This window comes from Micromonospora sp. PRAS1 (assembly GCF_059553435.1).
The window spans coordinates 357,901-382,754 of the sequence record NZ_JCANNB010000001.1 but is presented as its reverse complement, the minus strand read 5'-3'; the positions used below and the strand labels follow the sequence as shown (position 1 = coordinate 382,754).

At 70.0% G+C, this 24,854-nt stretch carries 23 protein-coding genes, 1 tRNA gene and 2 pseudogenes; 11 read left to right on the top strand and 15 right to left on the bottom strand.

All coding sequences use genetic code 11. The features are described 5' to 3' along the window. The first annotated feature begins 1 nt into the window (after nt 1). Both AC507J_RS01835 and AC507J_RS01830 read left to right on the top strand, forming a co-directional pair. Nucleotides 2-706, top strand: a complete 705-nt coding sequence (locus tag AC507J_RS01835; RefSeq protein WP_496287370.1) for a phosphoribosylanthranilate isomerase — start codon at nt 2-4, stop codon at nt 704-706. After that, the gene (locus AC507J_RS01830) at nt 706-1,416 is read left to right on the top strand and encodes a beta/alpha barrel domain-containing protein (protein ID WP_496287263.1); all 711 of its coding nucleotides are present in this window, start codon (nt 706-708) and stop codon (nt 1,414-1,416) included. The genes AC507J_RS01835 and AC507J_RS01830 overlap by 1 nt, the downstream gene beginning before the upstream one ends. Here AC507J_RS01830 and AC507J_RS01825 read toward each other — a convergent pair. Beyond that, nucleotides 1,298-4,297, bottom strand: coding sequence for an AfsR/SARP family transcriptional regulator (locus tag AC507J_RS01825; RefSeq protein WP_496287262.1), 3,000 nt, complete (start codon nt 4,295-4,297; stop codon nt 1,298-1,300). The genes AC507J_RS01830 and AC507J_RS01825 overlap by 119 nt on opposite strands. A 204-nt stretch (nt 4,298-4,501) precedes the next feature. Further along, entirely contained in the window at nt 4,502-6,457 is a 1,956-nt protein-coding gene (locus AC507J_RS01820) for an ATP-binding protein (protein ID WP_496287261.1), read from the bottom strand. A 106-nt stretch (nt 6,458-6,563) separates the two neighbouring features. On the opposite strand from AC507J_RS01820, the gene AC507J_RS01815 reads away from it, so the two are divergent. The 4 genes from AC507J_RS01815 to AC507J_RS01800 are packed head-to-tail and all read left to right on the top strand — an operon-like array spanning nt 6,564 to nt 9,988. Continuing rightward, nucleotides 6,564-6,965 (top strand): acyl carrier protein, encoded by a 402-nt coding sequence (locus tag AC507J_RS01815; protein ID WP_496287260.1) that lies wholly within the window; start codon nt 6,564-6,566, stop codon nt 6,963-6,965. A gap of 14 nt (nt 6,966-6,979) precedes the next feature. Further along, the gene (locus AC507J_RS01810; RefSeq protein WP_496287259.1) at nt 6,980-7,981 is read left to right on the top strand and encodes a 3-oxoacyl-ACP synthase III family protein; all 1,002 of its coding nucleotides are present in this window, start codon (nt 6,980-6,982) and stop codon (nt 7,979-7,981) included. Further along, nucleotides 7,978-8,748 (top strand): 3-oxoacyl-ACP reductase family protein, encoded by a 771-nt coding sequence (locus AC507J_RS01805; protein WP_496287258.1) that lies wholly within the window; start codon nt 7,978-7,980, stop codon nt 8,746-8,748. The genes AC507J_RS01810 and AC507J_RS01805 overlap by 4 nt, the downstream gene beginning before the upstream one ends. 31 nt (nt 8,749-8,779) lie before the next feature. Beyond that, entirely contained in the window at nt 8,780-9,988 is a 1,209-nt protein-coding gene (locus AC507J_RS01800; RefSeq protein WP_496287257.1) for an acyltransferase domain-containing protein, read from the top strand. A gap of 294 nt (nt 9,989-10,282) precedes the next feature. Here AC507J_RS01800 and AC507J_RS01795 read toward each other — a convergent pair whose 3' ends face one another. Beyond that, nucleotides 10,283-11,152: a Rossmann-fold NAD(P)-binding domain-containing protein gene (locus tag AC507J_RS01795; RefSeq protein WP_496287256.1), complete on the bottom strand. Its 870-nt coding sequence runs from the start codon at nt 11,150-11,152 to the stop codon at nt 10,283-10,285. 45 nt (nt 11,153-11,197) lie between these two features. On the opposite strand from AC507J_RS01795, the gene AC507J_RS01790 reads away from it, so the two are divergent. Further along, nucleotides 11,198-12,139: an AraC family transcriptional regulator gene (locus tag AC507J_RS01790; RefSeq protein ID WP_496287255.1), complete on the top strand. Its 942-nt coding sequence runs from the start codon at nt 11,198-11,200 to the stop codon at nt 12,137-12,139. 161 nt (nt 12,140-12,300) lie between these two features. Here the strand turns inward: AC507J_RS01790 and AC507J_RS01785 are convergent, their stop codons facing one another. From AC507J_RS01785 to AC507J_RS01765, 5 genes and pseudogenes are all read right to left on the bottom strand, one after another. Beyond that, entirely contained in the window at nt 12,301-12,774 is a 474-nt protein-coding gene (locus AC507J_RS01785) for an acyl-CoA thioesterase (protein WP_496287254.1), read from the bottom strand. A gap of 2 nt (nt 12,775-12,776) precedes the next feature. Beyond that, nucleotides 12,777-13,151, bottom strand: coding sequence for a YybH family protein (locus AC507J_RS01780; RefSeq protein ID WP_496287253.1), 375 nt, complete (start codon nt 13,149-13,151; stop codon nt 12,777-12,779). A 29-nt stretch (nt 13,152-13,180) separates the two neighbouring features. Next, nucleotides 13,181-14,548, bottom strand: a complete 1,368-nt coding sequence (locus tag AC507J_RS01775; RefSeq protein ID WP_496287369.1) for an FAD-binding protein — start codon at nt 14,546-14,548, stop codon at nt 13,181-13,183. Between the two features lie 45 nt (nt 14,549-14,593). After that, nucleotides 14,594-14,674: pseudogene (locus AC507J_RS01770) on the bottom strand (twin-arginine translocation signal domain-containing protein); the annotation flags it as partial. A 182-nt stretch (nt 14,675-14,856) separates the two neighbouring features. After that, nucleotides 14,857-14,982, bottom strand: a pseudogene (locus AC507J_RS01765) (VapC toxin family PIN domain ribonuclease); the annotation flags it as partial. A gap of 90 nt (nt 14,983-15,072) precedes the next feature. Between AC507J_RS01765 and AC507J_RS01760 the strand changes: the two are divergent. Next, on the top strand, nt 15,073-15,417 hold the full coding sequence (locus AC507J_RS01760) for a hypothetical protein (protein ID WP_496287252.1): 345 nt from the start codon (nt 15,073-15,075) through the stop codon (nt 15,415-15,417). A gap of 284 nt (nt 15,418-15,701) precedes the next feature. Here the strand turns inward: AC507J_RS01760 and AC507J_RS01755 are convergent, their stop codons facing one another. The 4 genes from AC507J_RS01755 to AC507J_RS01740 all read right to left on the bottom strand — a co-directional run bounded on the left by AC507J_RS01755 (nt 15,702) and on the right by AC507J_RS01740 (nt 16,902). Next, nucleotides 15,702-15,881, bottom strand: coding sequence for a type II toxin-antitoxin system RelE/ParE family toxin (locus tag AC507J_RS01755; protein WP_496287251.1), 180 nt, complete (start codon nt 15,879-15,881; stop codon nt 15,702-15,704). 185 nt (nt 15,882-16,066) lie between these two features. Further along, entirely contained in the window at nt 16,067-16,483 is a 417-nt protein-coding gene (locus AC507J_RS01750) for a type II toxin-antitoxin system VapC family toxin (RefSeq protein WP_496287250.1), read from the bottom strand. Beyond that, a complete protein-coding gene (locus AC507J_RS01745; RefSeq protein WP_496287249.1) occupies nt 16,465-16,719 on the bottom strand; it encodes a FitA-like ribbon-helix-helix domain-containing protein in 255 nt (84 codons plus the stop codon). Before AC507J_RS01745 ends, AC507J_RS01750 begins: the two co-directional genes overlap by 19 nt. 111 nt (nt 16,720-16,830) lie before the next feature. Further along, nucleotides 16,831-16,902 (bottom strand) — tRNA-Lys (locus AC507J_RS01740). Between the two features lie 156 nt (nt 16,903-17,058). Between AC507J_RS01740 and AC507J_RS01735 the strand changes: the two genes are divergently transcribed. Further along, entirely contained in the window at nt 17,059-17,778 is a 720-nt protein-coding gene (locus tag AC507J_RS01735) for a GntR family transcriptional regulator (RefSeq protein WP_496287248.1), read from the top strand. An 18-nt stretch (nt 17,779-17,796) separates the two neighbouring features. Here the strand turns inward: AC507J_RS01735 and AC507J_RS01730 are convergent, their stop codons facing one another. The 3 genes from AC507J_RS01730 to AC507J_RS01720 are packed head-to-tail and all read right to left on the bottom strand — an operon-like array spanning nt 17,797 to nt 22,369. Beyond that, nucleotides 17,797-19,233 carry an NAD-dependent succinate-semialdehyde dehydrogenase gene (locus tag AC507J_RS01730; protein ID WP_496287247.1) on the bottom strand — a complete coding sequence of 479 codons (1,437 nt, stop codon included), beginning with the start codon at nt 19,231-19,233 and terminating at the stop codon, nt 17,797-17,799. After that, a complete protein-coding gene (locus tag AC507J_RS01725; protein ID WP_496287246.1) occupies nt 19,230-20,675 on the bottom strand; it encodes a xylulokinase in 1,446 nt (481 codons plus the stop codon). Before AC507J_RS01725 ends, AC507J_RS01730 begins: the two co-directional genes overlap by 4 nt. Then, nucleotides 20,672-22,369 (bottom strand): thiamine pyrophosphate-binding protein, encoded by a 1,698-nt coding sequence (locus AC507J_RS01720; protein WP_496287245.1) that lies wholly within the window; start codon nt 22,367-22,369, stop codon nt 20,672-20,674. Before AC507J_RS01720 ends, AC507J_RS01725 begins: the two co-directional genes overlap by 4 nt. Nucleotides 22,370-22,663: 294 nt before the next feature. Here AC507J_RS01720 and AC507J_RS01715 point away from each other — a divergent pair, with 294 nt between their 5' ends. Then, the gene (locus AC507J_RS01715) at nt 22,664-23,374 is read left to right on the top strand and encodes a GntR family transcriptional regulator (RefSeq protein ID WP_496287244.1); all 711 of its coding nucleotides are present in this window, start codon (nt 22,664-22,666) and stop codon (nt 23,372-23,374) included. Between the two features lie 66 nt (nt 23,375-23,440). Beyond that, the gene (locus tag AC507J_RS01710) at nt 23,441-24,805 is read left to right on the top strand and encodes an ABC transporter substrate-binding protein (RefSeq protein WP_496287243.1); all 1,365 of its coding nucleotides are present in this window, start codon (nt 23,441-23,443) and stop codon (nt 24,803-24,805) included. The last annotated feature ends 49 nt before the right edge of the window (nt 24,806-24,854 follow it).

The following is a 24,854-nucleotide window of genomic DNA, read 5'->3' as shown; positions in this document are numbered from 1 at the left end:
CATGCTGCTTAAGGTTTGCGGCGCCACCCGCCGCGAAGACGTGGCCCTGCTCGGCACCTTGGGCGTAGACCTCATCGGTCTGTGGCATGGGGTGCCGGGCGGCCACGCCGACCTGCCCCTCGGCCGCTTCTCCGCCCTGGCGCAGGCGTGCCGCAGCGCCTGCGCGTCGGCGACACGGTCGGCACCGGACCCGATTATGGTTACGTTCCTGCGGGACCCGGCCGCCATCTTGAAAGCCTCCCGCGCCGCGGATGTGCGGTGGCTACAGTTGCACGGCTACCAGCCGCCGGCCGTCGTCGCGGCGATCAAGCGAGAACGACCGGAGGCTACGGTCGTCAAGGTGCTGCACGTCACCGGCGACGCCTGCGTCGAGCGACCGCTGCTGGCATCCTACGAGCGGGCCGGCACCGACATGCTCCTGTTCGATGCGACGAGCCCTGGCGGGCAGGTCGGCAGTACCGGCGTCTCGCTGAACCCCGACGTCGTGATCGACTTGGCCGAGGCGACGACGATGCCGTTCCTGCTTGCCGGCGGGATCTCGGCCCAAAACCGTACCCGATACGACAAGGTTGCCGCGCATCCCCGGTTCGCCGGTGTCGACGTCGACACGGCCGCGAGGGAGCTGGCCGGGGCATTCTGTCCGGTCAGGGTCAGCGGCATCCGGCAGCAGTGGGGTGCTGTCCCGGACATGGAGGAGGTGGCCTGATGGCCTCGACCTTCGTCGATGCCCTGACGGGGGCCGCTCGCCCCGTCGTCATGGAGCTCAAGCCGCGCTCGGCCGGCGGCGAGGACCTGTTCCGTGGCCGCACCCCGGCCGAGATCGTGGCCCGGTACGAAGCTGCGGGCGCCCCGTGCCTGTCGGTCGTCACCGGCCGCTGGTTCGGCGGCGACGCTGGACTGCTGACCGAGGTCGCCCGGTCCACGGATCTACCGATCCTGCAGAAGGACTTCATCACAAACGCCGGGCAGTTGCAGGTGGCGAAGGACCTGGGTGCCTCTGCGGTGCTGCTGACCGCGACGCTGCTGCCGCAGGTCGCGCTGGAGCGACTGACCGAGCGGGCACTGGCGCTCGATCTGACCCCCTTCATCGAGGTGGCCGGCGGCGACGAGGTCGAGGCCCTTCCCCGGTGCGAGGGGTGCGTGGTGGCGGTCAACAACAAGGACATTCGCGCCCGTGAAAGCGGCGACGCCGACCTGGACCGCAGCCGCAAGCTGCTGCCGGCCGTGCTCGGGACCGGGACGTCGTGCCCGGTCAGCGCCAGCGGGATCGACGACCCGTGGGTGGCCGCCGATCTGCTCAACGCTGGTTACGCCGGGCTGTTGGTGGGAACGCACCTGTTGCGGGCCGACCGGCTCGAGTCATGGTGTGAGGATCTCGACGCCCTCTGCCGCCCCGTCGCACCCGGGGCCCATTGATCGAACCGAGCGACAGTTCGTTCCACTCGACGGCGAGGGGCAGACCCAGTTCGCCGGCGGCCGCGATCACCCGGACGGCGAGGTCGCTCGCTTCCAGATACCGCTGACGTGCGATCAGGGCCCGGACGACCCGCAACGGTCGTTCCTGGTCGTACGGGTCGAGGTCCATGGCCGCTTCCAGGCGTGCCATGGCCTCGTCCATGGCGTCCGCCTCGATCGCTGCGGTCAGCACGACGTCGATCAGGCCGAGGGCCCGGCATCGCACGACCTCACGGCGTTGCGTGATGACGTCGTCGTAGAGGTCGTCGGGCAGCAGTGGGCCGTTGAACGCGGCGAGCGCGATGCGGGCACGGGCGACACGCTCGTCGTCCTGTGTGGCCGCGACCGCCCGGGCCAGGTCCTCGAACGCGTGCAGGTCGACCTTGCACGAGGACAGGCTCAGCAGTTGCCCCGTCCGGCTCACCAGCGATCCGTACGCGGCGCGGACCCTGGTCAGGACATTCTTGAGGCGGCGTTGCCCGACCCCGGGCATCTCGCCCGGCCACAGTGCCTCCACCATCGTCTCGACCCGGACGGAACCGTTTGCGAGAACGAGATGTTTCACCAACTGGCTGACCCGGCCGATGCCGTGCAGCACGGTGTTGCCCTCGCGGACCTCGAATCCGCCGAGCACCCGGATTTCGTAGCAGCCGCCCTCGCCGGCCCCGTCGCCGACGGGTGAACCGGCCACGGCCACCGACGGCAACCGAATCGCCGAGCGCAGCACCCCGGCCACCCGCCGTTCCCGGCGGTCGAGCAGGTCGGGATGGCCGAGACTTGCCGCCCGGTCCAGTGCGATCAGCAGGCAATGGTTGGCCGCGTCGATGTCGCCGACGGCGTGGCGGACGTACCCGGTCAGCAGCTCGGCCTTCCATTGCAGGCAAGGGGCAATCTCGCCATCCTTGAGCATGCGCTGCAGCAGGTCGGCGGCGGCGGGGTCACCGCGGCGGGCATCGATGAACGCCTCCGTGAGAGCAACGGTGAGCGGATCTTCGATGCGGTGTTCCCGGGCGGTGGCGAGCAGCCGGGCAGCGGGGCCGTCCGCCCCGACCACCGCACAGGCGTCGGCGGCCTCGCACAGAAAACGCAGACCGCCGCCGTCGTGGTTCATGAGCTGGCCGAGGTGGGCCTCGGCCCTGGCCAAGTGCTCCAGGACCCCGGTCGTGTCATGGTCGTTGGCCGCCACGATCAGTCGGGTCCACGCGGCGTGACCGGTGACCCAGTCGATGCCCAGCAGTTCGGCGAGCAGAATGCCGTCGTCGAGGATGGCGAGCGGCCGATCGGCCTCGCCGCTCAGCGCCAACAGCCGCGCCTCCATGACGAGGCACAGCATCCGGTCGAACTGGGTGTCGCTGGTGGTGCCGAGCCTACGCAGCAGCATGGCACCCTCACCGGTCTTGCCGAGAACGGACAGCACCTGCGTGGCGAGCGCGCGCTGGACGGCCGCGACGCGGGCTGGCTCGCCCAGTTCGCCCCACATGATGGCGGCCTGGCGCATGGCGTTCTCAGCGCGGCGCAGGCTCGGCCCGTCCGGTCGGTCGGACAAGGCCACGCCGAGGGCCTCAAGCAGGCTCGCCTGCGCACGCGTGCCCTCCGCGGCACCGTCCAGGAGCCGTTCGACGTGTGCGAGCACGTCCGGCTCACGCACCAGCGCCCGCTGGATCAGCCATTCGCTCTCGACCTCCGTAACGAGGTCGTCGTCGGCGTCCTGCTCCCGCACGATGCGCAGCGCCCGCCCGATGACTTCCCGTTCCTCGGCGAGCTGGCCCAGGTTGCGGTGGGTGCGGGCCAGGTGTAGCAGCACCTGCGGGGCGGCTTCGGCGGCCGGCCCGAGGCGGGCCATCAGGTGGATGAACTCGACCGGGTCGAGCTGGTTGATCCGGGAGGTGGGCAGCTTGGCGACGAGCGTCGCGGCCTGCTCGGGGTCGCCGCTGTCGGCTAGCAGGCTGGCCGCCGCCAGTTCGGCGCCCTGCGACATCAGCAGCGGGGCGGCTCGCTGCGCGATGGCCGGGTCGAGCGGCGCCAGCGAGGCGAGGGACTTCTGTGACTCGCTGCACAGCCGTGACCACCCGTTGGCGCCCACGGCGAACGGGATGCCGGCCCGGATGAGGCGGCGCAGCAGCCCTGGCTGCCCGAGCCCTTCCACCAGCCGGTCGTTGACCATCGGGAACGCGGCGACCTGGGTCAGCAGGTAGCGGTCGGACGGATCGAGGTCGGCGGCGTAGTGGTCCATCAGCTGCCGGATCAGCCCTGGATGGCGCAGCAGGACCGTGGCGGCCGCGATGCGGTCCGGTGTGCGGGCGAGGCGGCGCAGCATCACCAGCAGCAGCGCCACCCAACCGCCGGACAGGTCGTGCAGGGTGGCGGCGAGCCGCTCGCCGTCCTCGTCGCCGATCTCGAGACGGGCAAGGGCCTCGGCCTCGTCCTGCGTGAGGCGCAGGTCCTGGGTGTTGAACCGGGCGGCGGTGCCCTGGAACTCCATGGCCGCCAGCGGCGCCGGCAGCAGGCGGCCGCTGACGAGGATCCGTGGCGGCTGCGGGCCGTCTTGCGCCAGTTCGGCGAGCCAGGCGGCGGCGTCGTCGGTGAGCGCCTCGACGTTGTCGATGATCAGCAGGTCCGGCGGCGCGGCCCGCAGCGCACTGATCCGCCTGGCGGTGCCGTTCGCGGGTGGGCGGGTCTGGTCGGCCGCGTCGAATATCGACGATGTCAGCTCGTCAACGGTGACCGGGTGGTCGCGAGGAAGGCTCACCTCGATGCTGTTGTCGGTGCTGGCGCCGACCTGCCGGAGCAGGACGCTCTTGCCGAACCCGCCGCCCGCCTCGATGAGGACCGAGTTCCTCACGTTGAGGATTTCTCCTACGAGCCGCTTACGTGGAACGAAAGGCACTCGAACCATACGAGGCGAACCTCTCATGCCTGCTGAACCGGCGATCCCCACCAGCGCTGCCACGCCGGTTCGATCGGACCGTAGGCTAACATGAATAGATATTCATTCGACTGCCTGAGCAGCGAAGAATGCTCACCATGACGGGAATATGACAGTTGTTTAAACGCGCTCCGAGCCGGTGCGCGAGAGCCGGTGCGCCGGGTCGTGACGGGCATCGGGAACGACCTGCTGCCGGAAGGTCAGGTGTCGGCGCCGCGCATCACTCACCTGCTGATCGACCGACTGACGGACGATGTCCTGGCGGAACTCGTAGAGCGCGGTCCGGTCGGGGTGCTGGGAGCCGGCGGCGGTCACCTCGGCCAGGATGCCGATCTCCAGCAACGCCTCCAGCGCATCGAGAGCGGCCAGGACATCGAGGTTTGCCGCGTCCGCGACGGTGTCGAAGCCGAACGACGGGCCCATGACGGCCGCGACCTGCAGCAGCCGGGCGGCGTCCTGGCCGATCGAGGCGAGCTTCGCCGCGACCAGCCTCGCGACGGCCGGTGGTACCGCATCGGGACCGGCCTGGTGCCGCAGCACCTCGAGCAGCATGTACGGATTCCCGCCGCTTCGGGCGTGCGCCCACCGGACCGGGTCGCCGTCGGCGGTGCCGGCGGCGGTGCCGAGGTCGACGGCGAGCATCCGGGCGGCGGCGAAGTCGAGACCGCCGAGCGTCACCTCGGTCCCCTCGCCGGCGTGCTCCAACGGCAGCATCACCTCGTCCATGCCGCCTTTCACCCGCCGCCGGATCGCTGTCGGGAGGTCGTTGCGAGCGGCCACGACGACGCACAGCCGGGTGTCGGCGCCGGCGCGCAGCAGATAACGCAGCAGCGCCACCGTCTGCGGAGCGGCCCAATGTACGTCGTCGATCAGCAGGGCGCAGGGTCGCTCGTCCGCCGTCACCGCGAGCAGCTGGGCGAACGCGGCGAAGACGACCGACTGCTCCGGAAGCTCACCCGACGGGCACGGTCCACCGAGCGACGGCAGCAGTATGCGCAGCGGGCCCCGGGCGGCCGGCGAGACGGCGTCCAGCGGGTCGTCCGGTGAGGCGGCGACGTAACCGTCCAGCGCCTCCACAATCGGTTGGTACGGCACCATCGCGCCCGCGTCGCACCGGCCGACCAGCACGAGCCCGCCGTCGGCGGCGACCGCGGCACCGGCCTCCCGCAGCAGCCGCGTCTTGCCGATCCCGGCCTCACCGGTGACCAGGACGAATTGCCGGCGTCCTCGCGCGGCGCGGGACCAGGCACCGGCCACCGTCGTCATCTGCTGCTCGCGCCCGACGAACGGCGCCGGGCGGTGGCGGTACTCGGTGCCGGAACCACCCGTGCCACCGCCCGGAACGGCCGGCGCGGACGCCGGGCCGAGCAGCGCCAGATATGCGGCCTCGGTCTCCGGCGACGGATCGACCCCGAATTCCTCGGCGAGGTGTCGGCGCAGCCGCTGGTACGCCCGTAGGGCCTCGCCCCGGTTGCCCATCGCCTCGCGGACAGCCATGAGGCAGCGGTGGGCGCTCTCCCGTTCGGGGGCGCGGGTTGTCGCCTCCTCGGCGAGCAGCGCGGCCCGAGCGTGGTCGCCGGAACGCATCGCCGCCTGGCCGGCCACCTCCAGTGCGGTGACGAGATACTCGGTCAGCTGCTCGCGCCGTTCTGCGACCCAGTGCCCCTCATGCTCGGACAGAAAAGGGAGCCGCAATCGGCCCGCCGCAGCCGCCGCCAGCCGGTCCGCCGTGGCGAAGTCGCCGGAGTCGAGCGCCCCGCAGGCGTCGGTCACCGCCCGCATCGCCTCCTCCACGTCGATGAGCACGTTGCCGTCCAACGCGAGGACGTACCGGCCGTCGCGCTTGACGAGCGGGTTCGCCGAGTGGCTCGGTAGCGGGCCCACGAAGGCGCGGAGCCGGCTGATCAGTGTGCGCAGGGCCGATGCCCAGGTCGGTGGCAGCGCACCCGGCCAGATGACATCGGCCAGCTCGTGCCGACTCACGCCCTCCGGGCCGGCCAGGGCCAGGCGGGCGAACGCCACCCGGGCCTGCGCGCCATGCAACTGGTAGCCGGTGCCCGCGCACCGAACCGTCATCGGACCCATTAACTCGATTTTCGCTTCCATGTGATCCCCCGCAGCCTGAAGATTTCTGCTTGTTCCTCAGGATCAGCTGAGCGGGTACCACGGAGGTACCGAGCAAATGTGGTATCGGGCCGCCGGTGCCGAGCGGGCGTCCGGCGGCGCCTGCGGATTGCGAAGCGATTGCACCGGCACTCGTACGGTCCATCCGACGCGCCGAATCCCCGACGAACAGGAGCTCACCATGAACCTTCCCACTCTCGAGGTGTCCGTCGACCGCTTGAAGGTAGTGAGTCGGATTTCGGACTTCGATCCCGACACCCCCTTGACCGCTTCCGGTGTCGACTCGCTCGACCTCATGGAGTGGGTCAGCGACATGCAGGAGCGATACCCGGACCTGGGTGTGGACGCGTCGATCGCCGAACAGGTCGACGACATCATCACGTTCCGTAGCATTCACCAGCAGTTGCTCTCCGCAGCCAACGGCTCGTCTCCGGTCGCCGGCACGACCGGAGACGCGTGAGCGCGGAGCCACGGATGTCCGGCATCGGCATCATCGGCTGGGGCAAGTACGTGCCCGAGGGCAGACTGACCAACTCGGAACTTGCGGCCCGCTTCGGCGTCGACGAGGACTGGATCGTGCACCGCACCGGCATCCGGGAACGGCGCGTCGTCGGCCCCGGCGAGACGACCGCCTCCCTGGCCGTCGAAGCCGGCCGTCGTGCGCTGGAGCACGCCGGTCTGCGGCCCGATCAGATCTCCCATCTCATTCTCGCCTCCGGCACGCCGGAGCAACTGTCGCCGGCCACGTCCGCCTTCGTCCAGCGCGAGCTGGGTACGGCAGGCGGTGCCCATGACGTCAACGCCGAATGCGCCAGCTTTGCCTACGGTTTCGTGGTCGCGGCCGGGCTCATGGCGATCGACCCGCGTCCGATCCTGCTCATCGGGACCGACACGCACTCGCTGGTAGTCAACCCCGAGGACCGGGACCTGAGCGTGCTCATCGGCGACGGTGCCGGTGCTGTCGTTCTGGCCCCGCACAGCCGCAGCTGGCTGCGCGGCTGGGATATGGGCTGCGACGGCTCAAAGGTCGACAGCCTCAAGATCCCCGCCGGCGGCAGTCGGATGCCCGCAACCGAGGAGACGTTGCGCGAGAAACTGCACTACGCACAGATCAAGGGCAACGAGATCTACCTGAACGCCATCCGGTTCACCGTCGGGTCGGTACGCAAGACCCTGCAAGCGGCACAGCTCGGTCCCGAGGACATCGACCACCTGCTGCCGCACCAGGCGAACCTGCGCATCATCGACTCGATCGTGGAGCGCAGCGGTGTGCCCCGGGACCGGCTGATCACCAACATTGAGTACTACGGCAACACCGGGGCAGGCTCGATGCCGATCGCCCTGGCCGAGGCACTTGACGCGGGACGATTTCAGAAGGGCGACCGGGTGATGTTCGCGGCGTTCGGCGCCGGCATGGTCTGGGTCACCGCGCTGATCGAGTGGGGCGCGGGCGAGCCGACGGAGTGGCGGTCATGACGCAATCCACAACGGACGGACGGCAGATCTCGGCGCCGCGCCCGGAGAAGCCGGTCGCGCTGGTGACCGGTGCGTCCGGCGGCTTCGGCGCCGCCTTGGCGATCGAGCTCGACCGGCTGGGGTGCCGCGTCGCGCTGCACTACAACAGCGCCGCCGACGGCGCCCGTGAGGTCAGCGAGCAGCTCACGAACGACTCGACGGTCGTGCAGGCGAACATCGGGGACTGGGAGTCGGTGAGCGCGATGCACCGGCGGATCACCGAGCAACTCGGCGAGGTCGACATCCTCGTCAGCAACGCGGCCATCCGCAAGGACGCGCTGATGATGAGCCAGGCGCCGGACGTGTGGGCCGAGGTCATCCAGACGAACCTGCTGGGCACCTTCCACGTGTGCCGGGCGGTGTTGCCGTCGATGGTGAAGCGGCGGTGGGGCCGGATCATCAACGTGGTCTCGCCGTCGGCGCTCGTCGCCACGTCCGGGCAGACCGCCTACGCCGCCTCGAAGTCCGGCGTCATCGCGTTGACCCGTACCCTCGCCACCGAGTGTGGCCGGCGCGGGGTGACGGTCAACGCCATCTCGCCCGGTTTCATGGAGACGCGGATGACGGCGAACGCCACCGACAAGTTCCGGCAGAACCTCGCCGCGAACCTGCCGGTCCCGCGGCTCACCACCCCCGAGGAGGTCGCGCCGACGATCGGCGTCTTTCTCGACAATGGGTACCTGACCGGCCAGGTGCTCAGCGTCGACGGCGGGATCTCCCTCATCTGACGGCACGCCCGTCCAGCCGGAGAAGAGCGACATGACGGTCACCGACCTGAGGAACGGCACGGCACGGCTGCTGCTCTGGGCGGGAGCCGACCTGGCAGCCGAACGCGCCGCCCGGGCTGCGGTGACCGACGCGGCACGCACCGGGGCCCCGATCCCCAGTCCGGTTCCGGGGCCCGTGCGCGGGGCGGTCGTCACGACGCCGACCCGCGCCCTCGACGACCTCGTGGCCTCCCCGGTGCGGCAGGTACCGGCTGGCGGACCCCGGCCGGCCGTCCTGTTGCTGCCCGGCCAGGGTTCCCAGCACGACGGCATGGCGGTGAGGTTGTACCACGACGAGCCCGTGTTCCGTTCCGCAGTCGACGACGTGTTCGAGGCGTGGGGACCCGGCGGTGCGGACATCCGCGACGACTGGCTCGGCACCGGCACCGGTCCAGGCATCCCGATCGACGACCCCCGCCGGGCCCAGCCGCTGCTCTTCGCCGTCGACCACGGGCTGGGTCGGCTGCTGCTGAGCTGGGGCGTCAGACCGGCCGAGGTACTCGGGCACAGCGCCGGAGAGATCGTGGCGACGACCCTCGCCGGGGTGTTCACCGTCGCCGAGGCCGTCGCCATGGTGCGCGGCCGGGTGAGGGCCGCCGTTGCGGTCCCCGCGGGCGGGATGCTCGCCGTGGCCGCGTCCGCCGACGAACTGCAGCCGTACCTGAGCGGGCAGGTCGCCGTCGGGGCCGTCAACGCCGACCGCCGCACGATGCTCGCCGGGCCGGACGCGGAGCTTGCCGTCGCCGCGGCGCGGCTGACCGCCGACGGGTACATGGTCCGGCGGGTGCCGTCGACCGTCCCGTTCCACAGCCCTGCCATGGAACCGGCGGTCGCCGTGGCGCAGCTGTCGTTCCACGCGCCGCCGAAGCCGCCGGCATTTCCCGTCCGGTCCGGCTACACCGCTCGGCCGATCACCGCCGAGGAGGCCGGCGACTCCCGGTTCTGGGCCCGACAGATGGCCGACACGGTCCACTTCGGCCCGGCGCTGAGCGCGTTGCTCGGCCGGGGCGACCGGCTGCTCGTGGAGTGCGGGCCGGGTCGGGTCCTGTCGTCCTTCGCCCTGCGCCAGCCGGCGGTGCGGGGCGGGGGCAGCAGAGTGGTGCCGATGCTGCCCGGCGATCGACCTGACCGGGTCGCGATACTCGAGGCCGCGGCGGCGCTGTGGTGCGAGGGTCACGACCTGAACGCGACGGCGATTTAACAAACAGTCATCGACGGGTAGACGATCGAACATGGTCGTTATGTCTGTTTCACTCCATGCTGCGGTCCAGGTAGGCGCATTTCCTGGCGGTCGTCTAATCGCACGACGCCGATATATCCGCGACGGGTAACCGCCGACGAATCCTATTCTCGTTACGCCGGGCATTCGTTGCCCCAATGCTCGAAAGCCGACTTTGGTGTCCCTGCTCGCGACCGTGCGATACAGGCGCCACAACGAGAACGACGGTGGTCCGGCACCCTGCGGGCCGGACCACCGTCGGAGGAGAGCGTCAGCTCAAGCGGCTTTCCACACACCGGTTGGGGCGACCTCCGCCACCCAGTCCGCGAAGTCGCGGGGCTTGCGGCCGAGGGCGCGCTCGACACCGTCGGTGAGGGAGCTGTTGCGGCCGTCGAAGAACTCGGAGATGAGGGTGGCCAGCGGGTCGGCGAACTCGCGGGGGGCGCCGTCGGCGACGACGGCGTCGGCGAACTCGTCCCGGGTGATGGGCTGGTAGCGCAGCTCGCGGCCGGTCGCGCGGGCGATCTCGGCCACGCCCTCGGCGAACGTCCACAGGCGCGGGCCGGTCAGCTCGTAGCGCTGCCCGACGTGGCGGTCCTCGGTGAGGGCGGCCACGACGACGTCGGCGATGTCGTTGGCGTCGATGAACGGGTCGGAGTTGTCACCGCACGGCAGGGCCAGTACGCCCTGACGCAGCGGCTCGAGGAACACCCCTTCGTCGAAGTTCTGGTTGAAAGAGGCCGGGGCGACGATGGTCCACTCCACCGGGAGACTCGTGACGGCGTTCTCGCAGAGCACGGCCTCATCCTGGTTGCGGGCCGACAGCAGAACCAGGCGCTGCACGCCGGCGTCGGCGGCGATGCGGGCGACGGTGCCGACCGATTCGCTGGCGCCAGGCCACTCGACCTCGGGGTAGAACATGATGTAGGCGGACTTGACCCCGGTGAAGATGCCGCTGTTCCAGGTGTCGGGCTTCTCCCAGTCGAACGGGGGTGCGCCGCTGCGGGAGGCGACCTTGACGTTGACGCCGCGCTTATCGAGCTTTTGGGTGATCCGCCTACCGACGCGACCGGTGCCACCGATGACCAATGTCGTGTTTTCGTTCGTCATGGATATAGTGTTACCCGCGCCATCTGGACGGTCCATGGCCAAGGTTCTGAAATGCATAATCCATCGTCTAGCATTGGCGGCATGGACGCACTAGCAGGACTGCTCGAAGGGCCGCGAGCCAGCGGTGCTTTTCTCCTCCGCGTCGTCCTGGACCCGCCATGGTCGATCCGGGTCCAGGACAGATCGCCCCTGTGTCTAGCCGCGGTGCTCGGCGGTGAGGCGTACGTGCAGACGGACCACGGCAAGGTGGTGCGGCTCGGGCCGGGCGACGTCGCCATCGTCCGCGGGCCCGACCCCTATGTGCTCAGCGACGGCAGCGCGACCCCACCCCAGGTGATCGTGCACCCCGGCCAGCAGTGCCTCACCCCCGAAGGCGTCGAGTTGCGCGAACGGATGGCGCTGGGGGTCCGCACGTGGGGCAGCAACCCCGACGGCTCCGTGCAGATGCTGCTGGGGGTGTACGAAGAGGTCGGCGCAGTCGGCCAGCGCCTGCTCGACGTGCTGCCGCCGCTGCTGGTCGTGTCCAACGACTCGTGGGACTCCATGTTGATCCCGATCCTCGCCGGCGAGGTCACCCGGACCGGGCCGGCGCAGGGCGTCGTGCTGGACCGCCTGCTGGACCTGCTGCTCATCTCGGTGCTGCGGGTGTGGTTCGACCGTCCCGACTCCGAGGCCCCGGCGTGGTATCGGGCCCAGGCCCATCCGATCGCCGGGGAGGCGCTGCGGCTGTTCCACGAGGACCCGGCCGGCGACTGGACCCTCGCCAGGGTCGCCGCCGAAGTCGGAGTGTCGCGGGCGACGCTCGCAGAGTGCTTCCGCAACACCGTCGGCACGCCACCGATGACGTATCTCATGGAATGGCGCCTGGCCCTGGCCGCGGATCTGCTGCGCCAGTCCGACGCCACGCTCAACGCCGTCGCCCGGCAGGTCGGCTACGGCAGCGGGTTCGCCCTGAGTTCGGCGTTCAAGCGGGTCTACGGCGTCAGCCCTCAGGAGCATCGAGCCGCTGCCATGGCGCAGTAGACGGCAATGTCGGTGACATGGAAGCCGTTGGTCCGGCGGCGGCCGGTCCTGGTGTCAGAGGCCGAGCGCCGTACCGGGCCGGGTGGTGGCGTGGTCGCGGAGACGGCCGGCATGTCTCGGCAGGCCACCGACGCGAAAGGAGGGCCGCCGGTGGCCTGGCCTCACGCTGTTCCCCCGGCACCCTCAGGCTTTGCCGACGACTGCTCCGGAGGGTCGGGGAACAGGACATCGGGTTGTTTGGCCAGTTCGCGCAGCATGGCCCGGGGGTCCGGTACCAGCCGCCGGGTGGCGAGGTCGAGCAGCCCGATCGTGTTCTCGAACCGGGCGACCGCAATCCCTTCGGGGGTCTGGAACCGTTGCACCAACTCGATGAACTGGCCCTTGCCGCCGCTCATGACGCAGCTGACATCGACGTGATCGCCGACGCGCAGCTCACGCTGGAACCGGACGGTCGCCTTGAGTAGCACCGGACCGAGCCCGGCGTCGGCCAGCACGTCCGGGGTGAGGCCGGCCGCCTGCAGGAACTCCCAACGGGCGTGCTCGGCGTACTGTGTGTAGACGGCCTGGTTGACGTGACCCTGGCGGTCGATCTCGTAGGCCCGCGCCTGAAGGCGGACGCTGAACGCTGTGCTCATGTTCAGAGCCCGACCGGGTCGTCGATGACGATCCGCCAAGTGCCGTCGGCCTGTTGCCGGGACACCACCGTGCCCTTGCCACGCAGATCGATCGCCTGGCCGTCTTCGTGCTCGCCGACCAGATGCCAGTCGGCGTGCGTCAGGGCGATGTCGCCGGTCCGCATGATGCTGGTCATCGTGATGTCTGCGGCGGTGATGGCGGCGAACATCGGCTTGAGTTCGGCGGTGACGGCTTCGAGCCCCACCGCCTGCCGGCCGTCCGGCGGCTGGACCAGGATGCCGTCCGGCTCGTACAGGTCGAGCATGGCTTGCATGTCGTTGGAGTTGAAGGACTCGGCGATGAGGCCGGGGATGTCTTCCGGACGTTGTGCCGGCATGGCTGGGTCTCCTTAAGGCAGGATCAGGATCAGCTGAAGATGCCCTGGCCAGGCGTGAGGATGCCGGCCGGGTCGTACCGGCGCTTCATTTCGACGAGCGCGCTCCAGCGCGAGCCGTAGTGAGTCCGCCAGTCGGTGCGAGTCATCGAGGGCACGGCGCCGACGAGGTAGCGCTTCGCGCCGAGGCTGACACCCCGGTCGTAGAAACGGCGGTTCTGCACCAGCATGCCCTGGGTGTCCGGGTGGTCCGGTGCGGGGATGCGAATGAGGCTGACCTCGAAGAACTCGAGGGTGGAGCAGCGGGGCAGAACGAAGTTCTCGCGGGTGAGCGGCCGGGCGCTCATCGGCGAGATCCGGATCGGGCCGGGGCCCATCTGGTCGGGGGTGAGCTCGCCGAGGACGGTGTCGAGGTACGCGGGGGTGTTCTCGGTGCTGACGAACATCATCAGCCACGGCTTCTTGCTGCCCCAGAACCCGGCGGCCTTGAGCGCGGCCCAGTTCGGGTCGAAGCGCAGCAGCCAGTCACGGAACGGCATGTCGGCGGTCGGGCCGGCGACGGCCTGCGGCGACAGCACGGCCCGCAGCGCGGCAACGTTGGGCTGAGCGGGTGAGGAGAAGAACATGCCGAGCGCGAGCCGGTACGTCCAGCCGCCACCGGCTTTCGGTTCGGCGTAGCCGTTCTGGTCGTCGACGACCCTGGCACGCATGACGGCGAGCGAGTCACGCAGGAACGTCGCGCGGTCGGTGTAGGTGAACTCCAGCGAACGGGCGGTCGTCTTGGCGGGGATCAGCCTGACGCCGGCCCGCACGATGATGCCGTACTGGCCGCCGCCGATGAGCACGGCCTCGAACAGGTCGGGGTTGTTGCTGCGGGAGCACGTGACCAGTTCGCCGGTACCCGTGACGACCTGGATCCATTTGACATTGTCGGCCTGCGAGCCGTAACGCTGGCTGGTCCCGCCGAGTCCGCCGACGCTGAGGGTCCCACCGATCGACAGATGGGCGAAGTCGTTGTAGACAGGCAGGGTCTGGCCGGATCCGAGGGCCCGCAGCGCCAGGGTCGACCAGGTGACACCGGCGTCGACGTCGGCGATGCCGTCGCTGATGCTGTGGATCCTGCCGAGCGGCTTCGGGTCGATGGCGATGCCGCCGTCGACAAGCGCCTGCCCATAGTGCGAGTGGGAGTGTCGGCCCTCGTTGCCGGTGCCGCTCTGACCGTTGACGGCCACCGCGAGCCGGTTGCTGCGGGCGTACCGGACAATCTTCTTGATGTCGTCGATCGAGCCTGGCGTCAGCACCGCCTGCGGGCGCCGCGTGAACAGATGGCCGAAGTCCTCGGTGAAGGGAGACGGGTCGGCGGGCAGCACGAGGGTGCCGTCCAAGGTGGGGACCTGCACGATGCCTGCCGTCGAACCGGGGGCGGTGGCCCACGCGCGCGCACTGGGGTTCCAACCCAGGACCGCCGCGCCCGCTCCGACAGTGAGACCGGACAGGAACTTCCGGCGTGTGAGATCGATCTGCATACTCCTTTTGGTACGCCCGGGAACGCAAAGGGAACGCAAACCCGCCTGTGCCGTCCAGGTCGTTGATGCGCTTGACCAGCTTGCGGTCGGTGTGGCTGAGGTACTGGCGCCATGCCGTCGCGGTGAAGACCAGCCTCACGCGACGTCTCGCACGGTGGCGGGGTCGACCAGTTCCGCTCGACCGCGTCGAGTAGTCGGATCTCGCAGCGGAGGCCGCTGGCCTTGGCGAGTCGACCATCACCGGTCACCAGCGGACAGGCCATCAACTCCGCTGCCGCGACATACGCTGCGTCGTACGCCGTGACGTTTCTATCGGTGAATGGGCACCACCGATCTGCTGTCGGCGTTCCGTCGGTCCTCCTCGCTATGGTCCTGCCGTGGATCACGATGGACGTACCTTGCCGGCTCCGCTGTCCGAAGCCCATCAGGTCGGCTTCGACTACCGGGGCGGGGACGGCGTCGACTTCGAGCCGTACTCTCACTTTCTCGACTCGGGAGAGTGTGCCGAATGGTGGCGGGCGTGGACGGGAAACGCGCAGCTTGACGGTTCCGAGTTCCGGGTCTTCGGGCAGGACGGCACGGGCGGCCTCGCCGCCTTCTGGCTGGTGCGCCCTGGTGAGCCGATCGAGCAGCAGCCGGTGGTGTTTCTCGGCTCGGAGGGCGAAACGGGCGTCGTGGCGCAGAACCTGTGGGACTACCTGTGGCTTCTCGCGGACGGTTTCGGTCCATCACTCTGCCGGTAGCTTGCCTGCGGGGCGGGCAGCGCTCGACAGCGCACTGGACCGCTACTGCTCTGTACTTCGGCTTGCCGACCGATGTGAGTCGCCGGAACGGCTGGCCTCACCGTGCGCAATGTCGTCGGAGACTCGCAGAGGTCAGGCGATCTGCCTGAGGTCGCTGCTGTAGTCAACGATGATCCGCATGCGGGCGCCAGTGCTCGTGCATACCGGCTCAGGGTCGCCACCTCGTTGGCGTCCAGATCGCCGTTCTCAATCTGGGATGTCGTCCCAGTCATGGAAGTCGCTCATCAGCCCTCCCTCCGTTTCCTCTCGAAGGCAAGCCAACCCTCGTACGCAACCTCAGCGGTCGGGATCGCCGTCTCGTACCACCGAGTCCGGTCTCCTGCCTTGTTGCCGGCAACGAACAGCACTGCCTGCGACCATGGATCAAAGACGAACAGAACCCGGATGGCGACGTCGCGCCCCATCAGGCCACGCCTCGGCCAGGCGAAGCGCGAAGGCACAGGCCAGGCCAGGCCAGGCCAGCAAGAGCATGTCAGCGGTGGGCCGGAGGTACCACCATGCGAACCACAGGGCGACGATCGTCGGTGAGCCGCTTCCACTCAGGCTGGCCGGCTCATAGGCACGAGGCCGATGAGCCTTGCAGCCGTCGTCAGGACGCCGCGAGCAATCGGACTTCGCAGCGAGCGCCGCTGGCCTTGGCGAGCCGACCATCACCGGTCACGAGCGGACAGGCCATCAACTCCGCCGCCGCGACATACGCCGCGTCGTAGGCCGTGACATTGCCCCGCAACTGCCAGATTCGGTCGAGCAACAACGGGACGCCGACCTCGTCGATGACCAACGAAGGCAGGGTGTCGATCGCCTCTTGGGCCCGGGCAAGACCGAGCTTCCCACCGAGGACTTTGCCTCTGACCACCGACATGACCTCGACCAGAAGATGGCCGGGGGCGGCCCAGTGCGGATCTCCGGTCAGTTCTGCCCGCGCCGCGTCGCCTACCGGCCCGTCATCGACCAAGGCATCCGCCAGGGCCGACGCATCCACAACTATCACGCGGCACTTCCCCATGGCCCGTGCTGCTCGCGTTGGTCGGTCAACTCGGCGGCACTCTCCCCCGGCAAGGAGCGCGCACCGTCCGAGCGGCCGGCGAAGCGATCAAGGGCTGCCGTGTTACGCAGACGCCGAGCCTGCGTCTCCACCAACTCCAGCAGGTACGCCTGGAGTGACTGCCCGCGCGCCTTGGCCTGGGCCGCCAGAGCGTCTCGCACTTCTTCCGGCACGTCCCGAATCTGGAGAGCAACCATGCATTCATTATGCATGCAGCATCGCCCGCTGCCGAGGAAGGCTCGAACCTTGAGCAACCGGTTCGCATGGCGATTGCTGGCATGACCAAGAGCCCAGGCCAGAGAGGCGTGTGGGCCGCCAGGGACTCGAACCCTGAACCTAAGGATTAAAAGTCCTCAGCTCTGCCATTGAGCTAACGGCCCGTGGGCCATCAGGCTACCCGAACGTCGCGGCTCGGCGCGCATCGCTCCGGCCGGCACGGGCCGGGCGCCGGGAGTGGGGCTGACGCTGATTTAAAGCGGACAGTATGCTGTCTGTGCTCTAGACAACTAGGTCTGCCGACGAACAGGGTGGGGGCCATGGCCCGAGTGCCGATCTATCGTGTCATCGCGGACGACCTGCTGGCCCAGATCACCAGCGGCGCGCTGCCGGTCTCCAGCCAGTTGCCGAGCGAGGCCGAGATGGCGGCGCGCTACGGGGTGAGCCGGATGACCGTCCGGCAGGCGATGGACCAGTTGGAGAATGCCAAGGTCATTGTCCGACACCAGGGCAGCGGCAGCTATGTCCGGGACGCGCCGGGGCATCTGCGTGGCATGAACGGCCTGCGGTCGTTCGCGGCCGAGATCGGCACCGACGGCGCCGTGGTGGAGAGCCGCATCGTGGCCCAGGAGAGCACCTCGTCCGCGCCCACCGAGGTGACCGACGAGCTGGCCAGCGCCCGGTCCACCCGGTTCGTGCGGCTGGCTCGGGTCCGGCTGGTCGACGGTGTGCCGGCCACGTACCAGGAGGCCTGGATCCCGTTCACGGTGGCACCGGGGCTGGCCCGCGAGGAGTTGGTGGAGGGCTCGCTCTACCGGACCCTGACCGAGCGGTACGGCGTGGAACTCGGCTGGGCCAACCAGATCATCTCGGCGAGCCTGGCCACCAAGAAGCTGGCCGGCCTCCTCGACGAGAAGGCCGGCAGCCCACTGTTGACGATCCGCCGCACGACGTACTCGAAGCGGAACGTGCCGATCGAGTTCGTGAAGAGCTGGACCCGCAAGGGTTTCCCGCTGGCCCAGCGGATCGAGGCGAGCTGAGCCGGGCGGGACGGGCAGCTACATCCAGTCGACACTGAGGTACTGCGTCTCCTGGTACGCGCGCAGCCCGTCCCGGCCGCCCTCGCGCCCGATGCCGCTCTGCTTCACCCCGCCGAACGGGTACGCGGCGTCGGAGACCACGCCCCGGTTGACCCCGACCATGCCGGCCTCGGTCGCCTCGGCCAGCTTCAGCGCCCACCGCAGGTCAGCCGAGAAGACGTACGCGGCCAGCCCCAGCTCGGTCCCGTTGAGCAGGGCCAGCAGCTCGTCCTCGGTCTGCCAGGCGACGATCGGCGCGACCGGCCCGAAGATCTCCTCGGTGACCACCTTGGCGTCGGGCGGCACGTCCCGCAGGACGGTGGGCGGGTAGTAGCAACCACCCTCCGGTGCCGGTGCCAGGTGGCTGATCCGGGCGCCCCGGTCCAGCGCGTCCCGCACCAGCGCGTCCACTCCTTCGACGGCACGGGCGCTGATCAGCGGCCCGATCTCGGCCCCGGATCCGGCCGGGCCGACCGTGAGCGCGGCGGTGGCCGCCCCGAACCGCTCGGTGAACTCTCCGATCACCTCGGCGTGCACGTAGAAGCGGTTGGCCGCGGTGCACGCCTGCCCGCCGTTGCGGAACTTCGCGATCATCGCGCCCGCCACCGCGGCGTCCAGGTCGGCGTCGGCGGCCACCACGAAGGGCGCGTTGCCGCCGAGTTCCATGGAGGTGTTCACCACCCGCTCCGCGGCCTGGGCGAGCAGCCGCCGGCCGACCGGGGTGGAGCCGGTGAAGGAGAGCTTGCGGACCCGCTCGTCACGCAGCCAGGTGCCCACGACCGTACCGGCGTCGGTGGTCGGCACGACCGTGACGGCGTCCGGTGGCAGCCCGGCCTCGGTGAGGATCCGGGCCAGCGCGAGCGCGGTCAGCGGCGTTTCCGAGGCCGGCTTGATGACCACCGTGCAGCCCGCCGCCAGTGCCGGACCGGCCTTGCGGGTGATCATGGCTGCCGGGAAGTTCCAGGGCGTGACGAGCGCCGACACTCCCACCGGGCGGGTGGTCACGATCGCCCGCGCGCCGCCCGCCGGGGTGGGGGTGAAGTCGCCGTCGCTGCGTACCGCCTCCTCGGCGGACCAGCGGAAGAAGTCGGCGGCGTAGCCGACCTCGGCGAGCGCGTCCGCCTGGGACTTGCCGTTTTCCAGGCAGATCAGCGCCGCCAGGTCGGCGCTCCGCTCGGTCATCAGCTGGTACGCCCGGAGCAGCACGTCGGAGCGCTGCCGGGCGGGCGTTGCCGCCCAGGCCGGGAAGGCCCGGGCGGCGGCGTCGACCGCGGCGGTGGCGTCGGCGGTGCCGCCGTCGGGCACTGTGGCGACGACCTGACCGGTGGCCGGGTCGGTGACCGCCAGCGCACCGCCGGAATGTGCGGGCAACAGTCGGGCCAGCAGGTCGGCCGGGCTGGCGATGGTGCTGGTCATGCGTCTCCTTCGGTGGCCGTCCGCCAGTGGCGGTAGAGGTCGGCGTACCGGGCGGCCCGGGTCGGGTCGGGTGCGTAGGTGTGCAGCGGGCCGCGCAGCAGTCGGGCCTGCTCGTCCAGGGGCAGGCCGCCGGTGCCGGTGAGCGCGAGCAGCGCGGCGCCCTTGAGGCTGACGTCCGGCTCGGTGCAGACCGCGACCTCGCGGCCGAGCACGTCGGCGCGGAGCCGGGCCAGCCGCTCCGAGCGGGCGGTGCCGCCCGCCAGCACGATCGCAAGTCGCGGCTCGTCGCCGGTGAGCCGGTCGACTCCCTCCCGGACGCCGTAGGCGACGGCCTCCAGCACGGCCAGGTAGACGTGCGCCGGGCCGTGGTCGGCGTGCAGCCCGGTCAGCGAGCCCCGGGTGGCCGGTTGCCAGCGCGGGAACCGGCTGCCGGAGAGGTTCGGGTCGGCGAGCACCCCGCCGGCACCGGGTCCGATCCGGTCCATCTCCGGGCCGAGCCGCTCGATCGCCACGGCCGGTCCGGGGTGCCCGAGCAGCCGGGCCCACCAGGCAGCGGCCCCGCCGGTCATCCCGGTCGCGCCGCCGATCGTCCAGCGCCCACCGGCGGTGTACGGGTTGAGGGTCGCCCCGGGCGGCGGATCGGTCGGCTGGTCGAGGACCCGGACCAGCACGTCGGTGGTGCCGGCGATGTCGGCGATGGCGTCGGTACGGGTACCGGCGACGAGGGTGGCGCCGACCGTCCCGTCCGGCCCACCACCTACCACCGGCACCGCCCGGGACAGGCCGAGCAGCCGGCTGACGGTGGCTGTCGTATCGCCGATCACGTCGGTGGCGGCCCGCTGTGGCGGGAACAGCTCCGGGCGTACGCCGACCGCCTCGATGGCCGCGACCGACCAGTTCCGCTCCCGGACCGCGCTGGCCCCGAAGTACGCGGCACTTGTGTGGTCGGTGGCGACCACCCCGGTCAGCCGGGCGATCAGGAAGTCCTTCGGGTGCAGGGCGTGCGCCACCCGGGCGTACGCCTGCGGGTCGGTCGTCCGCAGGTGCAGCAGGGCGGCCAGCGCGCCGCCGGTGACCGTGGGCCGGCCGCTGTCGCGCAGCAGGTCGGCCGTCCGTTCGCCGAGCCGTTCCCGCAGTTCGGCGAGCCCGGCGCTGTCCGCCCAGCCGTGTGCCGGGCCGACCGGTGCGAGCGACCGGTCGGCCAGCACGGTTCCGATGTGCCCGGCGATGCCGATGCCCCGGATGTCGTCGGCGTGCCCGCCGGTGACCGCGCCGACGGTCCGCACGAACTGCTGCCAGAGCAGTTCGGCGTCGAAGGTCAGCCCGGAACCGGCGTCCTGCCGTTCGGTGCGGTGCTCGGCGCGGACCTCGCCGGACTCGTCGACGACGGCCGCTCGGATCGCCGAGGAGCCGACGTCGACGGCGAGTACCGCGCTTGTCACTTCCCGGCCTGGTATGGGGCGAAGGACGGGAAGGTCCAGGCGTTGACGTCCCGGTCGATCGGCACGTCGAGCACGGCCGGGGTGTTGCCCTCGAACACCTTCCGCACCCGCTGGCAGAGCGCGTCCAGGTTGGTGATCACCTCACCGTCGACGCCCATGCCCCGGGCCACCGTGCCGAAGTCGACGGTGTTGAAGTCGACGCCGATGGTGCGGCCGTTGAAGTGCAGCACCTGCTCCTGGCGGATGTTGCCGTAGCTCGAGTCGTTGAGCACCACCACACACACCTTGCCACCGACCCGGGCCAGCGTCTCCAGCTCACCCAGACTCATGCCCAGCGAACCGTCGCCGATCAGCGCCAGCACCGGACGCTCCGGATCGAGCAGGGTGGCGGCGATGGCCGAGGGCAGCGCGAAGCCCATGTTGCCGAAGCCGACCGGCTTGATGTACGTGTTCGGCTGGGTGATCTCCCAGAGGAAGGACCACACGCCCGGGTTGCCGGCGTCGGGGATGAGCAGGGTGTTCTCCGGCGACACCGCCCGCAGTGCCCGGACGATGTCGGCGGGCGAGAGGACGCCCCTCGGCGAGGCGTCCTTGACCTCGGCGTCCGCCCACCACTCGGCCTCGGCGGCTTGCAGGTCGGTGACCCACTCGTCCCGGGACGCCCTGGCCCCGGCGGCCCGGTCGCCGACGGCGACGAGCAGGTCCCGGGCGAACGCGCCGAGGTCGCCGACGATGCCGTCGGTGATCTCGCCGTAGTAGCGGCCGATCATCGCCGGGTCCACGTCGACCTGGATCACCTCGGGCAGTTGGCGGCGCCAGCGGGTGGTGGAGACGGCGTTGAGGCTGTTGCCGAGCGCCAGCACCACGTCGGCGTCGGTCAACACCCGGGTGGAGAGGTTGGTGCCCATCCGGCTGACCGCACCGAAGACCAGCGGGTGGTTCGTCCGCACCGCGCCGATGCCGTTGAAGGTGGTGACGACCGGGATGTTCAGGGCATCGGCGAGGGCCAGCACGTCCTCGCTGGCGCGGGAGCGGTTGCCACCGTTGCCGAGCCAGATGACCGGCCGCTCGGCGGCGAGCAGGCGCTCGGCGGCGCGGGCCACGGCCACCGGGTTGGGGCTGGGCCGTTCGCCGGTCCACTTGCGGGCCGGGTGCGTACGCGGGACGGCCGGCGGGTTGTCGATCAGCCCTTCGATGGTGTCGCGGGCGAAGTCCAGGTGGACCGGGCCCGGGTTGCCGGTGACGGCGTTGACGTACGCCTCCTCCATCGCCTGCTTGATGCCGTTGGCGTGCGCGACGAGCCGGCTGTACTTGGTCAGCGGCTTGAACAGCTCGACGTGGTCGGCGTTCTGGGCGTCGTCCTTGTGGATGTTCTCGCCGTTGTTGTTGCAGGTGAGGATGAACGCCGGGCTGGAGTCGCGGAAGGCGCCGCCGACGCCGGTGATCAGGTTGGTCGCGCCCGGGCCGGTGGTGGCGATGCAGGCTGCCGGCTGGCCGGTGAGCCGCCCGTAGGCGTCGGCCATGACGGCGGCGGCACCCTCGTGGCGGGTGTGCACGAACTCGATCCCGTCCGTGTCGATGATGGCGTCGGTGATCGCCAAGGTCTGCCCGCCCACGACGCCGAAGACGTACTCGACGCCGAGGGAGCGCAGCATCTCGACCACTACCTGGCCGCCGGTCTTCTTGCTGGTCACGTCGACTCTCTTCCGGTTGAGGGGGATGCGGGACGAGGCCGGGCCGGTGCGCGGGCCGCAGCTGCTCGTGGTGCTCAGCGGGGACCGGTCAGCGTTGGCGCGGGGGAGTCGCGGCTGCCGGCGAGTGGAGTCAGCTTAACCCCTGTCGCCTAGTTGTCTAGAACAATCGTGAAAGCCTTCACAGGGTGCCCGTGCGCTGGTGAGACAGGCTCGAAACAACCCCTTGACACGCCGTTCACCAGGTCTTAGGTTCCTTGCAAGTTATCTAGATAACTAGAGCATAGGTTGCGATGCATGGCTGACGTTGCGCTTCCGAGCTACCAACGAATCCGTCACGCATTGCGCCAGGAGTTGGAGCGCGGGGCTCTGGCTCCGGGCGACCGGATGCCCACCGAGCGGGAACTCGTCGAACGCTTCGGGGTGGCGCACATGACCGTGCGGCACGCCATCGACGGGCTCGTTCGGGACGGGCTGGTGGTGCGCCGGCGTGGGTCGGGAACATTCGTCGTCCGTACGCGGCCGATGGCCCGCTCCGCGAAGCGGTTGCAGAGCTTCAGCGAGGAGCTGGGCGGTGCGGTCGTCCGCGGGCAGGTCATCAGGCAGTGCGAGGTCCAGCCGGACCGGGACGTGGCCGAGGCACTGGCCATGTCGTGGCAAGGCCGGGTCGTCGAGCTGCTCCGGGTCCGGACGGTGGACGGCACCCCCGCGTCCCTACAGCAGGTCTTCATCCCTCTCAAGTTCGCCCCGGGGCTGGCTCGGGACGACATGACCGACCGATCGCTCTACCAGTACCTCGCCGACGCCGGCGTGACGCTCGACCGAGCGGAACAGCGCCTCTTCGCCGTCGCGGCCGAGAAGTGGCATGCCGAGCTGCTCGGGGTGCCCTTCGCTACACCACTGCTCGCCACCGAGCGGCTGTCCCGCGACGTCGCCAACCATCCGGTCGAGTTCGCGCGGACCTGGTCCCAGCCCGAGCTGTCGGTCTGGGTCGAGATGCACAGATAACGGCATATCCCCCAATTCGAACCGTAACTTCCCCCGCGGCTTCTGGGGCAGTCGAAAGGCTCCACCATGACTCAGCGCGTCCTGTTCCGCGGTGCCGCCCTCGCGGCATCGCTGGTCGTGGCACTACCGCTAGCGGCCTGTTCCACCTCCGGTGCCGGCGAGTCCGGCGGCGACGGCACCACCATCAAGGTTCTGGTCAGCTCCGGCCACCAGCAGTTCAACCCGGTCTGGGACAAGCTGTCGGAGTTCACCGCGGAGACCGGCATCACGGTCCAGCTGGACCAGGTCGCCACCACCGACATCGAGGGCGCCTTCCAGCGGGATGTCACCGTCGGTGCCTGCACCTACGACAACGTCGAGCTGCTCGACGGTGCCCTGGCCGGCGCGGCACCGAAGATGGCCGACCTGGCGCCGTACCTGACCGAGAGCGGTTCCAGCGCCGAGGAACTGTTCGGTGCGCAGGTCGGCTGGACCAAGGGCGCCATGGAGTTCGACGGCAAGGTCGCCTACTACCCGTTCTACTCGGGGGCCAAGGGCTTCGCCTACCGCGAGGATCTGTTCAACGACGACAAGAACAAGGCCGACTTCCGGGCCAAGTACGGCTATGACATCCCCACCCCGCCGACCACCCCGGACCAGATCGTCGACCTGGCGGAGTTCTTCACCAACCGGGGCACCCAGTACGGCATCGTCTTCTCCGGTCAGGGCGACTCGGGCGAGACCACGCTTGCCGACGTGATCTTCCGGCACGGCGTCAACGGCTACCAGGCGGACGACGACAACGCCCTCTGGGGCCCGTCGAACTCCGCCAACCAGGCGAAGGTGGCCGAGTCGGCGCGCTGGCTGACCGATCTCATCAAGAAGGGGTACGCGCCCCGGGAAATCACCTCGATGGCCACCGGCGAGGCGACCTCGTTCTACACGGCCGGCAACGCGGCCATGATCTACGACCACATCTACCTGCCGTGGGCGCAGTTCTCCGCCCAGGAGGTGGTTTCCAAGATCGGTAAGACCGGTTCCTTCGAGCCACCGAGCTTCGTCGAGGGCGCGGGCGGCATCACCTTCTACTGGGGTCGCGGCATCCCCGAGTGCAGCAAGAACAAGGACGCCTCCTGGACCTTCATGGAGTGGGTGATGTCCGAGGAGAACCAGAAGCTCGCGCTCACCAAGGGCCAGGGCGTGTACGTGCCGACCGACCAGAACCTGCTGGCCTGGTCGGTGGAGCAGGGCGTGGTCCCGCAGGGCGTGGCCGACGCGGTGTCGAACAACCAGCCGTACCGGGTCACCACGGCCACCGGCCGGATGCGCCAGAAGATCAACATCCCGCTCGTCGACCGGCTCTACCAGGGCAACCTGACGCCCGAGGAGTACGCGAAGCAGAGCGGTGAGGCCATCCAGAAGGAAGCCGTGGATTCGGGTCTGGTCCAGTAACGGACCCTCCGGCGCCGGTGGGCCTGTCCCTGGCCCGCCGGCGCCACCC

Excerpts from the sequence above, each read along its gene's own strand:
- AC507J_RS01835 (WP_496287370.1), top strand. The coding sequence starts at position 2 with ATGCTGCTTAAGGTTTGCGGCGCCACCCGCCGCGAAGACGTGGCCCTG.
- AC507J_RS01830 (WP_496287263.1), top strand. The coding sequence starts at position 706 with ATGGCCTCGACCTTCGTCGATGCCCTGACGGGGGCCGCTCGCCCCGTC.
- AC507J_RS01820 (WP_496287261.1), bottom strand. The coding sequence starts at position 6,457 with ATGACGGTTCGGTGCGCGGGCACCGGCTACCAGTTGCATGGCGCGCAG.
- AC507J_RS01815 (WP_496287260.1), top strand. The coding sequence starts at position 6,564 with ATGTGGTATCGGGCCGCCGGTGCCGAGCGGGCGTCCGGCGGCGCCTGC.
- AC507J_RS01810 (WP_496287259.1), top strand. The coding sequence starts at position 6,980 with ATGTCCGGCATCGGCATCATCGGCTGGGGCAAGTACGTGCCCGAGGGC.
- AC507J_RS01805 (WP_496287258.1), top strand. The coding sequence starts at position 7,978 with ATGACGCAATCCACAACGGACGGACGGCAGATCTCGGCGCCGCGCCCG.
- AC507J_RS01800 (WP_496287257.1), top strand. The coding sequence starts at position 8,780 with ATGACGGTCACCGACCTGAGGAACGGCACGGCACGGCTGCTGCTCTGG.
- AC507J_RS01795 (WP_496287256.1), bottom strand. The coding sequence starts at position 11,152 with ATGGACCGTCCAGATGGCGCGGGTAACACTATATCCATGACGAACGAA.
- AC507J_RS01790 (WP_496287255.1), top strand. The coding sequence starts at position 11,198 with ATGGACGCACTAGCAGGACTGCTCGAAGGGCCGCGAGCCAGCGGTGCT.
- AC507J_RS01785 (WP_496287254.1), bottom strand. The coding sequence starts at position 12,774 with ATGAGCACAGCGTTCAGCGTCCGCCTTCAGGCGCGGGCCTACGAGATC.
- AC507J_RS01780 (WP_496287253.1), bottom strand. The coding sequence starts at position 13,151 with ATGCCGGCACAACGTCCGGAAGACATCCCCGGCCTCATCGCCGAGTCC.
- AC507J_RS01755 (WP_496287251.1), bottom strand. The coding sequence starts at position 15,881 with ATGGGGCGCGACGTCGCCATCCGGGTTCTGTTCGTCTTTGATCCATGG.
- AC507J_RS01750 (WP_496287250.1), bottom strand. The coding sequence starts at position 16,483 with ATGGGGAAGTGCCGCGTGATAGTTGTGGATGCGTCGGCCCTGGCGGAT.
- AC507J_RS01745 (WP_496287249.1), bottom strand. The coding sequence starts at position 16,719 with ATGGTTGCTCTCCAGATTCGGGACGTGCCGGAAGAAGTGCGAGACGCT.
- AC507J_RS01735 (WP_496287248.1), top strand. The coding sequence starts at position 17,059 with ATGGCCCGAGTGCCGATCTATCGTGTCATCGCGGACGACCTGCTGGCC.
- AC507J_RS01730 (WP_496287247.1), bottom strand. The coding sequence starts at position 19,233 with ATGACCAGCACCATCGCCAGCCCGGCCGACCTGCTGGCCCGACTGTTG.
- AC507J_RS01715 (WP_496287244.1), top strand. The coding sequence starts at position 22,664 with ATGGCTGACGTTGCGCTTCCGAGCTACCAACGAATCCGTCACGCATTG.
- AC507J_RS01710 (WP_496287243.1), top strand. The coding sequence starts at position 23,441 with ATGACTCAGCGCGTCCTGTTCCGCGGTGCCGCCCTCGCGGCATCGCTG.